General features: G+C 65.0%; 13 protein-coding genes. All 13 read right to left on the reverse strand.

The genetic code is table 11. The features are described from left to right. Positions 1-4 precede the first annotated feature (4 nt). On the reverse strand, positions 5-967 hold the full coding sequence (locus tag CQ017_RS01250) for an aspartate carbamoyltransferase catalytic subunit (protein ID WP_105552156.1): 963 nt from the start codon (positions 965-967) through the stop codon (positions 5-7). Further along, the gene (gene pyrR, locus CQ017_RS01255) at positions 964-1,533 is read right to left on the reverse strand and encodes a bifunctional pyr operon transcriptional regulator/uracil phosphoribosyltransferase PyrR (RefSeq protein ID WP_105552157.1); all 570 of its coding nucleotides are present in this window, start codon (positions 1,531-1,533) and stop codon (positions 964-966) included. Before pyrR ends, CQ017_RS01250 begins: the two co-directional genes overlap by 4 nt. Positions 1,534-1,953: 420 nt before the next feature. Continuing rightward, positions 1,954-2,364 (reverse strand): transcription antitermination factor NusB, encoded by a 411-nt coding sequence (nusB, locus tag CQ017_RS01260; RefSeq protein WP_096284788.1) that lies wholly within the window; start codon positions 2,362-2,364, stop codon positions 1,954-1,956. After that, entirely contained in the window at positions 2,364-2,924 is a 561-nt protein-coding gene (gene efp, locus CQ017_RS01265) for an elongation factor P (RefSeq protein ID WP_105552158.1), read from the reverse strand. Before efp ends, nusB begins: the two co-directional genes overlap by 1 nt. 83 nt (positions 2,925-3,007) lie before the next feature. After that, entirely contained in the window at positions 3,008-3,538 is a 531-nt protein-coding gene (locus tag CQ017_RS01270; RefSeq protein WP_105552159.1) for a tol-pal system YbgF family protein, read from the reverse strand. A gap of 2 nt (positions 3,539-3,540) precedes the next feature. Then, positions 3,541-4,632 (reverse strand): 3-dehydroquinate synthase, encoded by a 1,092-nt coding sequence (gene aroB, locus CQ017_RS01275; RefSeq protein ID WP_096284794.1) that lies wholly within the window; start codon positions 4,630-4,632, stop codon positions 3,541-3,543. A 62-nt stretch (positions 4,633-4,694) separates the two neighbouring features. Beyond that, complete coding sequence (locus tag CQ017_RS01280; RefSeq protein ID WP_105552160.1) at positions 4,695-5,189, reverse strand: shikimate kinase; 495 nt, start codon at positions 5,187-5,189, stop codon at positions 4,695-4,697. A gap of 7 nt (positions 5,190-5,196) precedes the next feature. Beyond that, the gene (aroC, locus tag CQ017_RS01285) at positions 5,197-6,396 is read right to left on the reverse strand and encodes a chorismate synthase (protein WP_096284798.1); all 1,200 of its coding nucleotides are present in this window, start codon (positions 6,394-6,396) and stop codon (positions 5,197-5,199) included. 29 nt (positions 6,397-6,425) lie between these two features. Beyond that, positions 6,426-7,253: a shikimate dehydrogenase gene (locus CQ017_RS01290; protein ID WP_105552161.1), complete on the reverse strand. Its 828-nt coding sequence runs from the start codon at positions 7,251-7,253 to the stop codon at positions 6,426-6,428. Then, the gene (gene mltG / locus CQ017_RS01295; RefSeq protein WP_105552162.1) at positions 7,253-8,578 is read right to left on the reverse strand and encodes an endolytic transglycosylase MltG; all 1,326 of its coding nucleotides are present in this window, start codon (positions 8,576-8,578) and stop codon (positions 7,253-7,255) included. The genes CQ017_RS01290 and mltG overlap by 1 nt, the downstream gene beginning before the upstream one ends. Positions 8,579-8,610: 32 nt before the next feature. Beyond that, positions 8,611-9,084, reverse strand: a complete 474-nt coding sequence (gene ruvX / locus CQ017_RS01300) for a Holliday junction resolvase RuvX (protein WP_105552163.1) — start codon at positions 9,082-9,084, stop codon at positions 8,611-8,613. After that, positions 9,077-11,767 (reverse strand): alanine--tRNA ligase, encoded by a 2,691-nt coding sequence (alaS, locus tag CQ017_RS01305; RefSeq protein ID WP_105552164.1) that lies wholly within the window; start codon positions 11,765-11,767, stop codon positions 9,077-9,079. The genes ruvX and alaS overlap by 8 nt, the downstream gene beginning before the upstream one ends. Positions 11,768-11,786: 19 nt before the next feature. Continuing rightward, positions 11,787-11,996: a hypothetical protein gene (locus CQ017_RS01310; RefSeq protein WP_096257770.1), complete on the reverse strand. Its 210-nt coding sequence runs from the start codon at positions 11,994-11,996 to the stop codon at positions 11,787-11,789. Between the last annotated feature and the right edge of the window lie 5 nt (positions 11,997-12,001).

Below are 12,001 nucleotides of genomic sequence, written 5' to 3' on the forward strand. Positions count from 1 at the left end.
TTCCTTAGATCAGGTCGCCGGAGAGGAGCATATACAGGCTTGCCATGCGCACCGCGACGCCGTTGGTGACCTGTTCCAGGACCATCGAACGCGGCGAGTCGGCGGCAGCCGAAGAAATTTCCAGGCCGCGGTTCATCGGGCCCGGGTGCAGGATGAGGGTTTCGTCCCCGTTGGCTTCCAGGGCCTTCAGCCGGGTGTCGTCCAGTCCCCAGTAGCGCGAGTATTCGCGCGGGTTCGGGAAGAAGGCGTCTCGCATGCGTTCGCCCTGCACGCGCAGCATCATCACCGCGTCCACCCCGGAGGCGATGACCTCGTCGAGGTTGTAGCTGATGGTGCACGGCCAGGCGCTCGCGCCCACCGGCAGCAGGGTCGGCGGGGCGACCATGGTCACCGAGGCGCCCAGGGTGTTCAGCAGCCAGAGGTTCGAACGGGCCACGCGGCTATGCAGGACGTCTCCCACGATCGCGACCTTCAATCCGTCCAGTCCGCGGCCGGCCGGGCTGACTCCCTCGCGCAGGGCCAGCTGGCGGCGCAGGGTGAAGGCGTCGAGCAGCGCCTGGGTGGGGTGCTCGTGGGTGCCGTCTCCGGCGTTCACGATCGGCAGCCCGATCCAGTCGGTGGCCGCCAGCCGGGCCGGCGCCCCGGAGTCCGGGTGGCGGATGACTACCGCGTCGGCGCCGATGGCCAGCAGCGTCTGGGCGGTGTCCTTCAGCGATTCGCCCTTGGACACGCTCGAGCCCTTGGCGGAGAAGTTGATCACGTCCGCGCTCAGCCGCTTGGCGGCGGCCTCGAAGGAGATGCGCGTGCGGGTGGAGTCCTCGAAGAACAGGTTCACCACGGTGCGTCCGCGCAAGGCCGGAAGCTTCTTGACCTCACGGGTGCCGGTTTCGCGCATTTCCTCGGCGATATCGAGGATGGCAATGGCTTCGGCGCGGCTTAGATCCGCGGTGGAGAGCAGGTGCTTCATGCGCTGGCCTCGATGACTACTTCGTTGCTTGAATCGACTTCGGCCAGGTGCACGCGCACCTTTTCGCTTTTTGCCGTGGGCAGGTTCTTGCCCACGTGGTCCGCGCGGATGGGAAGTTCGCGGTGCCCGCGGTCCACCAGGACCGCCAGCCGCACGATGCGCGGGCGTCCCCAATCGGAGAGTGCATCCAGGGCTGCGCGGATGGTGCGTCCGGAGTAGAGCACGTCGTCCACCAGCACGACGACCTTGCCGTCGATGCCGCCTGCCGGCAGGCGGGTTGGCGCCGGGGTGCGGGTGGTGGTGTGCCGCAGGTCGTCGCGGTACATGGTGATGTCCAGCTGTCCGACCAGCGACGCGGGGTCAAGCTGGGTCGGCGCGGAAGCGGCGATGCGCCGTGCGAGGCGTTGGGCCAGCGGATATCCGCGGCTTGGAATGCCTAATAGCACCAGATCTTCGGTGCCCTTGTTGGCTTCGATAATCTCGAAGGCCACACGGGTCAGTACACGTTCGATATCCTCGCCGGTCAATACCGTGCGAGCCACATCGGGCTGTGAATTTTCATTCATCCTGTGCACCTCTCCCTTCTCCGCCTCACGGGACGGGATTTAAAGGAATATTGCTAGTTCAAATTATCACGATCCGGCCGCCATTCCCTAGCGGAAAGCTATGCATGACACTGAATGGGCGGTGATCTCTCTCACGGCGTCATGCGGGCTCGCGCGGCCAGCCCCGCTATTGGCGGGAAAGTACCGCAGCGCCCGAGGTTCGAGGGGCCTGGAATGTTGGCTTCGCCACAGCGGGTCGTCGGAAACGTCGATGAAATAATGTTGAGTTTTTCACGTGGCAACCGCTCGCGGCGCAGAATCGCCTAGGCTTGGGCGGGTGCTGCCTCCGGGGCAACGCGCGGGGCCGGGACCCTGCGGGTTAAATACCGCAAGCCGGAACCCAGCAGGTTCCGGCTTGCGGTAGTTCAGGAGAATCGAGGATTAGTCGACCAGGGTGTCCTTGACGCTTTGAATGCGTCCGAGCACGCCGTTGACGAACTCGGGCGACTCGTCGGTGGACAGCTCGCGCACATTCACGACGGCTTCGGCCACGGCAACCGCGTCCGGAACCTCGTCGTTGTACAGCAGCTCCCACACCCCGATGCGCAGCGCCATGCGGTCCACGGCGGGCATCCGCTCGATGGTCCAGCCCTTGACATAGCTTTCGAGCACCTCGTCGATGCGGTCCAGGTGGGCGGTGACGCCCTCGAGGATCGTCAACGAATACTCGTTGAGCACGATGTCAGAATTTTCGCGGCGCGCGATGGCTACGCTGAGCGCATCGACGTCGCGGGCCTCGGCTTCGAAAAGAAACTCAAGTGCACGACGACGCGCCTTGGCGCGGGCCCTCACTAGGAGACACGTCCCAGGTAATCGCCGGTGCGGGTATCAACCTTCACCTTGGTGTTCTGATCGACGAACAGCGGAACCTGGATTTCCTTGCCGGTTTCCAGGGTTGCCGACTTGGTGCCTGCCGAGGAGCGGTCGCCCTGAAGGCCCGGTTCCGTGTAGGTGATTTCCAGGATGACCGAGGCCGGAAGCTCCAGGTACAGTGGGCTGCCGTCATACATGGCAATGGTCAGTTCCTGATTTTCCAACAGGAATCCGGCCGAGTCGCCCACGGTCTGGCCGGGAACGGTGATCTGGTCGTAGTCTTCCAGGTTCATGAAGACGTAGTCTTCGCCGTCCTGGTAGAGGTACTGGTAGTCGCGGCGGTCAACGTTGGCCAGCTCGATCTTGGTGCCAGCATTGTAGGTCTTGTCCAGAACCTTGCCCGAGAGCACATTGCGCATCTTGGTGCGCACGAATGCGCCGCCCTTGCCCGGCTTGACGTGCTGGAAGTCGATGATGGTCCACAGTTGGCCATCGATCTTAATGACCTGACCATTCTTGATGTCAGTTGTATCCGCCACGGGTCCTCAAATCCTCTATTTTCGCCAGCGTGCACTGGCATTATCAAAAATCCATTTATTACTATAGCAAACCGCGGTGAGAGCTAATTTCGCGCGCGTTCCTCGGCAAGCGCCAGGCATGCGGCCGACGCGTTGACCAGGTGCTCGGCCGAACCCATCTGCTGGCGCTGCTCCAGGGCCGCACGGAAGCGGGTAGCCGCGGCCTTGTAGTCGCCCTTTTCGAAGAAGGACATCGCCAGGTGGTGCTGCATCAGCGGCTCGTAGTAGGTGCCGGAGAATTCGTCCACCAGCTTGCGCAGGCGATTGATCGCGCGATCGAAATCACCTTGCAGGCGGGTCAATTCGGTATCCAGCACGCGCAGGTGCGCGTTGGTCGGGTCGCTTAACCGCGACTCGGCGATCAGGTTGCCGGCCTGGGCCAGTTCCCCGCGGGCCATGTGGATCACCACCTGGTCGGTCGGGGTGCCAGAGCGCATCGAACGGTCCGCGGCTTGTTCATCGGTGATGAATGGCCGCAGGTTGCTCGGGTCGATCAATACTCCGTCGATGGAGGTGCCCACGCCGTCGTGGTTCACCGATGCGACGTCGATGGCGTATGCGGTGAATTCGCTCATGCTTACTCTCCGATTTCTTGGTAGGCGGCGAATAACAGCGAGTTATCCGGCACCTCGTAGATACGCGGCTTGCCGATGGCTTCGAGTACCACGAAGCGCAGCTGGTCGCCACGGGTTTTCTTGTCGCGCTTCATGCCGTCCAGCAAGGCCATCCACTTGTCGTTGCGGTAGCTGGTGGGCAAGCCCAGGGACTTCAGGATGCTGAAGTGCCGATCGGTCACCGCATCGGAGGTGTAGCCCACCGAACGGCCTAGTTCCGCGGCAAAGCACAGCCCGATGGAGACCGCGGCCCCGTGGCGCATCGCATAGCGCTCGGAAAGCTCGATCGCGTGGCCCAGGGTGTGGCCGTAGTTCAAGAATTCGCGCGGACCCGATTCCTTCAGGTCCTTGGAGACCACCTCGACCTTCACCGCGATGGTGCGTTCGATGATTTCGCGCAGCCGTGCGCTGTCGGGGCGAATGGCGTCTTCTGGATCCTCTTCGATCAGTTCCAGAATGCGCTCGTCGGCGATGAACCCGCACTTGACCGCTTCGGCCAGCCCGGTGACCAATTCGTTCTTCGGCAGCGTTGCCAAAGCGTCGAGATCCGCGAGCACGCCGGCCGGTGGGTGGAAGGCACCGACCAGGTTCTTGCCCTCGGCGGTGTTGATGCCGGTCTTGCCGCCCACGGCCGCGTCGACCATGCCCAGAAGCGAGGTGGGAATGTGGATGACCTTGACCCCGCGCAGCCAGGTGGCCGCCACGAAGCCTGCCACGTCGGTGACGGCTCCGCCGCCCACGGCAACCACGGCGTCGGTGCGGGTGAAGTCGTTCTTGCCCAGGACTTCCCAGCAGAACCCGGCAACCTGAATGTGCTTGCCCTCTTCGGCATCCGGGATTTCCGCGGTCAGCGAGGTGAAACCGGCCTTTTCCAGATCGTCGCGGACCACGTCTCCGGTGGCGCGCAAGGCCCGCGGGTGGATCACCAGGACCTTCTTAACCGCCGAGCCCAGCAGTTCGGGCAGGTGTCCCAATAGTCCGTTGCCGACCAGAACCGGGTAAGACTCCGCGGGGGTGGTTCCGGTGACTTGAAGTGTGGTGGGTGCTAGTGGCATCCGAGAAGATCCTCCTGATGGTGCTGATCTGTAAAGCCTACGCGGGAGCGTACCGGGATTCGCTATCTCGTGCTGTGAATCACATGGCTCTCGATGGCTTCGACAAGCTGCGCAACGCTCAGATTGTCTACCTGTAAGGTCAGATCAGCAAGGGTTTCATAAATATCGTGGCGGGCTTCGTAGAGCCTGGTCCAGGTGGTGAGGCTTTGGTCACCGGCCAGCAGCGGGCGGTTTGTATCCCCGGCCAGGCGGCGCTTGGCAGTGCCGAGGGTCATCGCCAAGTAGATCACGGTTCCACCGCGCAGCACCGCCTGGTTTTCTTCGCGCAGCACGGCCCCGCCGCCGGTGGCGATCACCCCGGCCCGCAGTTCGGCCAGCGCGGCGACCTCCAGATCACGGAAGTAGGCTTCGTCGTGTTCGGCAAAGATCTGCGGAATCGAACCATGGGCGGCGACGATGTGCGCGTCGGAATCGGCGAAATCGGTGCCCAGCGCCTTGGCCAGCGCCTTGCCCACAGTTGACTTGCCGCTGGCCATCGGCCCAATGAGGTAAATCATCTGCCGGTTAGACTCCGGTCGACCCTAGATTGGCGGGAATGCTGGCCAGGTAGCTTTGGATATTGCGCTTGGTTTCGGTGACCGAGTCTCCGCCGAACTTCTCCAGCAGCGACTGGGCCAGGACCAGCGCGACCATCGCCTCGGCGACAACGCCGGCGGCGGGCACCGCGCACACATCCGAACGCTGGTGGTGGGCGGTGGTTTCCTCGCCGGTGGCCGTGTCGATGGTGGCCAGGGCGCGCGGCACGGTGGCGATCGGTTTCATCGCCGCACGCACGCGCAGCACCTCGCCGATGCTCATGCCGCCCTCGATGCCGCCGGCTCGATTGGTTTCGCGCTTGATTCCGCCCGCGGTGGCCGGCACGATCGCGTCGTGGGCGGCCGAACCGCGTCGGGCAGCGGTGAGGAAGCCGTCGCCGACCTCAACACCCTTGATGGCCTGAATGCCCATCAGCGCGCCGGCCAGCCGGGAGTCCAGCCGGCGGTCCCAATGCACGTAGGAGCCGATGCCCGGAGGCAGGTTGTAGGCCAGCACCTCCACGACGCCGCCCAGGGTCTCCCCCGCCTTGTGCGCGTCATCGACCTCGGCGACCATGGCGGCCGAGGTTTCCCCGTGGAAGCAGCGCAGTGGATCCGCGTCCAACGCCGCAACGTCCCCCAGGGTGGGCAGCGGTGCGTCGAGGGGCGCCGCGACGGCGCCGATGGCGGTGGTATGCGAGACGAGTTCGATGCCCAGATCGGCCAGAAAGGCCTGGGCTACCGAGCCGAGGGCCACCCGGGCCGCGGTTTCGCGGGCGCTGGCGCGCTCGAGCACCGGACGGGCATCGTCGAAACCGTACTTCTGCATGCCGGTGAAGTCCGCGTGCCCCGGACGCGGGCGGGTCAGCGGCGCGTTGCGCGCCATCGAGGCCAGTTCGTCCAGGTCAACCGGGTCCGAGTTCATCACGCGTTCCCATTTGGGCCATTCGGTGTTCCCGATTTCGATGGCTACCGGTCCGCCCTGGGTCTTTCCGTGGCGCACGCCACCGAGGAAGGTGACCTGGTCCTTTTCAAACTTCATGCGCGCGCCTCGGCCGTAGCCCAGGCGCCGCCGAGCCAGTGCATCGCGCACCGCTTCGCTGTCCACCGAGACTCCGGCGGGTAGGCCTTCAAGAATTCCAACTAGTGCCGGGCCGTGTGATTCGCCCGCCGTCAACCAACGCAACATGGATTCTATTTTGCCATGACATGGCCTCATTAACCGCGTCGATGAAGCCCCAGTGAGCGATACATCGCATTTGTGACGTTTTCGCGGGTGTGCGTGTCGAAGTCTGCGGCGCTGAAATAACGGGCCTGCTCCACCGCCTGGTGCACCAGCATATGAAGCCCGGAGATCACCGTGCCGGCCCAGGACTCGGCCAGTTTGCTCGGCCACGGGTCATAGGCGACATCCAGCAGCAGCCCCTGGCCGCGGCCCAGATGCGGCACCCAGCTGTCGGCGGCGCGCGGCGGCAGCGTGCTGATCACCAGGTGGTCCGCGGCGATGCCGCCGGCACCCAGATCCTGCACCTGCACCAGCTGCACGCGCAGGCCCAGCTGGCCGGCCAGTGCGGTGGCCCGCTGCGCACGGGTGGCGTCGCGCACCACCAGCTTGAGTTCCTCGACGCCAAGTTCCGCGGCCGCTTCGATGGCCGCCAAGGCCGTATTGCCGGCGCCCAGCACGGTGGCCCTCGATGCTTGGCGCAGCCGCGCATCGGCCAGCGCCAGCACGATCCCGTCCACGTCGGTATTCTGCCCAAAGAGGGCGCCGTCGGGGCGCACCACGATGGTGTTCAGCGCGCCCAGGCGCGCCACGCGCGGTGAAACCTCATCCATCAGCGGAACGAAGACATCCTTCAAAGGCATGGTCACCGAACATCCGGCCCACCCGCCGGCACGCATTTTGGCCGCCTGCTCCGGGGCCTGGGACGGGTCCAGCTCGATGGCCCGATAGTCGATGTCGGCGCCGAGCAGCTCATAGGCCGCCCGATGCAGCACCGGGGATTTGGAATGCTTGATGGGTTGGCCCAAGACGGCGGCGCGCATTACTTGCAGACCTCCGCATTCGCCGCGCACCAGGCGCGGAATTCGTTCTGGTTCACTTGGTGCTCGGCATAGTTCGAGGCGAATTTCGTCTCGCCGCTCTGCGTATTGACCGTCACCCAGTAGTAGAAGCCGTTATCCGCCGGGTTGACCGCCGCATCGATCGCGGAGGTTGCCGGGGAACCGATCGGGGTCGGCGGCAGCCCGGTGTGCACATAGGTGTTGTACTGGTTGCCTGCGTCCCTTTTCTCGGTCGCGGTGAACTGCAAGGAGTACCGGTCAAGCCCGTAGATCACCGTGGAGTCGGTCTGCAGCAGGCCATGGGTCTCCACGTTGTTCGGGTTCAACCGGTTTTCGATGGCTCCGGCCACCGTGGCATAGTCCTTCGGGGTGGCTTCGGCCTGCAGAATCGAGGCGACCTTCAACGCCCGGTAGCCTTCGCCCAGGTCATTGACTCCGGCATCTTGCAAGGCGGTCTTGGTCGAATCCACCAATTCGGTGAGCACCTTCTCGGCGCTGGTATCCAGGGCAAAACGGTATTCGCCCGGGTGCAGCCAGCCTTCGAGGTTCTTCACCGACTCGGGCAGCCCGAACTTCTCGGGCTGGTTCGCCAGCTCGCCCAATTTCTTCTCGTCGAGCCCGGAGCCCTTGGCGATTTCGGCCAGCGAGGCCTGCAGCCGCAGATTCGCCTTCAACCCGATGTAGAAGACCTTGTCCGGACGATTATCGACCAGCACCTCGGTCGCGTCCGCGGCGGGCATCTGCAGCTTCAGCGGATAGGTTCCGGGGTGAATGACCACATTGTCCGCCTTCGAGTCCTCCAGCGCGTCCATGAACAGCTTGTCGCTGGCCACCACGTCGAGTTCCTCGAGCTTGCGCGAGATCAGCGCCGGACCCCAGCCGTCCTCCACGGTGAATTCGACCGCTTGGCCGCCCGGGCCCGGGTAGTCATCCGGGTTGAACTGCTTGACCAGCGAACGGATGAAATAGAAGGACCCGGCGACCACGACGGCGAAGATCAAGAAGGTTGCGAGCATCACCATGTTGCGGCGGCGTTTGCTGCGCTTCTTGCGCGCCTTCGCCGCGCCGCTGGCGGGCACCGTGCCGAGCAAGGACTCGGGCGCCGGCTGCGCCTCGGCGTCTGCCGCGGCCGGTTCCGGCTCGCGGTGCAGCTCGGCCGCGGCCGAATCTGCACCGCCGTAGAGCTGCTCACCGGTCAGTTCCGGGGTAGTTGGTGTTGCGAGGCCTTTCGGCTCGCCGGCTGCAAAACGCGCGTAAAGCTCGGAAAAGGTTTCACGCTGCCGTTCGCGGCGGGCTTCTTCTCGCATCAATTCTCCCTGTGGATTCTCGCGGCGCGCTGTTACTTCAGCACGATGCGGCTGGCTTGAACGCGCACACCATTACGTCGCATTTCAAGCACCTGTTGCAGGATTTCAATGGCGGCCGCCTGGTCAACGACCTGACGATGGTCTTGCATGCGGCGCCCCGAGGCGTGCAACGAGCGGTGCGCGCTGACCGTGCTCAAACGCTCGTCAACCAAGAAAATCTCAACCTCGATGCTAGCCGCATTTGCCTCCTCGGCCAAGGCTATCGCGTAGTCACGAGCCATTTTCGTGGATTCCGTGGAATTCCCGGCCAGGGATTTCGGTTCCCCGATGAACACCTCGGAGACCTCACGGTCAACGATCATGCGCAAGAGCAGGCGGCGATCGGAGTTCTTCTTCACATCGCGGCGCAGGGTCATCACCGGGGTGGCGAGGATTCCCGACGGATCGGAGACGGCGACGCCGACGCGGGCCAGGCCCACGTCGACGCCGAACGCTAGCTTAGCCATTGGCAAGGGCCGCCCGGATTGCGGCCAGCGCGTCGTCGATCTTCGATACGTCCGCGCCGCCGCCCTGGGCCATATCGTCCTTGCCGCCGCCACCACCGCCGAGCACCCCGGTTGCGGTGCGCACCAGCGCGCCGGCCTTGAAGCCGTTGGCGCGCGCCTCGTCGTTGGTCACTGCGAGCACCAGCGGACGGGAGTTCGACACGCCGATCAGCACGATCACCGCGGCCTGCGCGCCGAGCTTGCCGCGCAGGTCAAGGGCCATGGTGCGCAGCGCGTCGGCCGAATCGATCTGCCCGGCGTTGTGCGCCAGCAGCCGGGTGTTGCCGATGGTCTGCACCTGCTCCAGCAGGCTGGCCGACTGGGCGAGCATCGCGGCGCTCTTGAGCTCCGCGATCTGCTTCTCGGCGGCCTTCAGCTTCGCCACCGTGTCGTTCACGCGCTCGGAAACCTGGTTGGACGGCACGCGGAACAGGCCCGAGAGCTCGGAAACCAGCGCACGCTCGGCGGCCCCGTGGCGGAACGCCTCCATGCCCACCAGCGCTTCGACGCGGCGGTTGCCCGAACCCACCGAAGCCTCGGAGAGCAGGGTCAGCTGCCCGATGCGGGAGGTGGACGGCACGTGGGTGCCACCGCACAGCTCGCGCGACCAGGCCCCGTTCATCTCCACCACGCGCACGGCGTTGCCGTACTTTTCGCCGAAGAGGCTCATCGCGCCCAGCTTCTGCGCCTCGGCCATGGCCATCTCGCTGGTGATCACCTGGTGGTTCGAGGCGATCGCCAGGTTCACCACCTCTTCGACCTCGGTGCGGGCCTGTGCGGAAAGCGCCTCGGCCCAGGAGAAGTCAAAACGCAGGTATCCGGCCTTGTTGAAGGAACCGGCCTGGGTGGCGGTGTCCCCGAGCAGCTCGCGCAGGGCCGCGTGCACCAGGTGCGTGGCCGAGTGGGCCTGCTCCCCGGAGTGGCGGCGCGCCGCGTCAACCTGGGTGCGCACCAGCGCCTCGGCGGGAAGTTCGCCTTCGCGCACGATCACCTTGTGCACGTTCAGCCCCTTGATTGGGGCCTGCACGTCGGTGACCTCGAGCACGAAGCCGTCGCCGGTGATCAGGCCGATGTCGCCGGCCTGGCCGCCGGCCTCGGCGTAGAACGGGGTCTCGTCGAGCACCAGCTCGATTTCCTGGCCCTGTTCGGCGAAGTTCACCACCTGGCCGTCGGCGACGATGCCGCGGATCTTCGATTCGCCCACCAGCGTGTCGTAGCCGGTGAACTCCACCTTGCCCGCCTCGGCGAGCTTGGTGAACACCGACAGGTCCGCATGCCCGGCCTTCTTGGACTTCGCGTCCTTCTGCGCCCGGGTGCGCTGTTCGGTCATCAGTTCGCGGAAGCGCTTTTCGTCCACCGCCAGGCCCGCCTCGGCGGCGATCTCCAGGGTCAGGTCGATCGGGAAGCCGAAGGTGTCGTGCAGCGCGAAGGCGTCGTCGCCGGTCAGCTCGCGGCCCGCGGTTTTGGCCTGCTTCAGCGCGTCGTCCAGCCGGGTGGTGCCCGAGGCGATGGTGCGGCGGAAGGCGCGCTCCTCGGCGTAGGCGATGCGCCCGATGCGGGCGAAGTCCTCTTCGACGATCGGGTAGACGCCCTTCATCGCGTCACGCGAGACCGGCAGCAGCTCGGGGAGCACCTCGGAGTCCACGCCCATCAGGCGCATGGCGCGCACCGCGCGGCGGATCAGCCGGCGCAGCACGTAGCCGCGGCCCTCGTTGCCGGGGGTGACGCCATCGGAGATGAGCATCAGCGAGGAGCGGATGTGGTCCGCGATCATGCGCAGGCGCACGTCGTTGGCGTGGTTCGGATCTTCCGGGTCCTCGGTGGAGGTGTAAACGATGCCGGCAAGTTCGGCGGCCTTGTCGAGCACCGGACGCAGCTGGTCGGTCTCGTACATGTTCTCCACGCCCTGCAGGATCATCGCCAGGCGTTCGAGTCCCAGGCCGGTGTCGATATTGCGCTTGGGCAGTTCGCCGGCGACGTCGAAATCGGTTTTGGAACGCACCGCGGAGAGCCGGTACTGCATGAAGACCAGGTTCCAGATTTCGATGAAACGGGTTTCGTCGACCGCCGGCCCCCCGTCCAGGCCGTACTCCGCGCCACGGTCGTAGTAGATCTCCGAGCAGGGACCGCCGGGGCCGGGCTGGCCGGTGTTCCAGTAGTTGTCTTCCTTGCCGGTGCCCACCACGCGTTCGCGCGGGATGCCGATCTGCTCTTCCCAGATGCGCCGGGCTTCTTCGTCCTTCTCCGCGCCGTCTTCGTAGACGGTGACCCAGAGGCGTTCGGGATCCAGGCCGTAGCCGCCGTCCGCAAGCGAACCGGTCAGCAGCTCCCAAGCGAAGTGGATCGCTTCCTTCTTGAAGTAGTCGCCGAAGGAGAAGTTGCCGCACATCTGGAAGAAGGTGCCGTGGCGTACGGTCTTGCCGACCTCTTCGATGTCGCCGGTGCGGATGCACTTCTGCACCGAAGTGGCGCGCGCGTACGGCGCCTCCTCCTGGGCGGTCAGGTAAGGGATGAATGGGACCATGCCGGCCACCGTGAACAACAGCGACGGGTCAGATGAGACCAGCGAGGCGCTGGGTACCGCTGTGTGCCCCTTCGCGACGAAGAAGTCGACCCAGCGGCGTGCAATTTCCTGCGTTTTCATCGTGTTACGGATGATCCCTTCACTTAGCGGTGTCCACGCCCAAGGCGGAACGTAATTCTACTTCGCGGGAGTTCATTCCTTCGCGGAATGCCCCCACTACCTCCGAGATGCGGTCGGCGTACTTGCCGACCTGACGGTTCAGGGCCGCCCCGGAGGATACTTCGGTGTATTTCTTGGTGGCGAGGACTCCGACGCCCACGCCGATAACAACCCACAAAAGCTTTTTCATTCTAG

It is taken from the genome of Arthrobacter sp. MYb224 (genome assembly GCF_002975455.1).
GTDB lineage: Bacteria > Actinomycetota > Actinomycetes > Actinomycetales > Micrococcaceae > Glutamicibacter.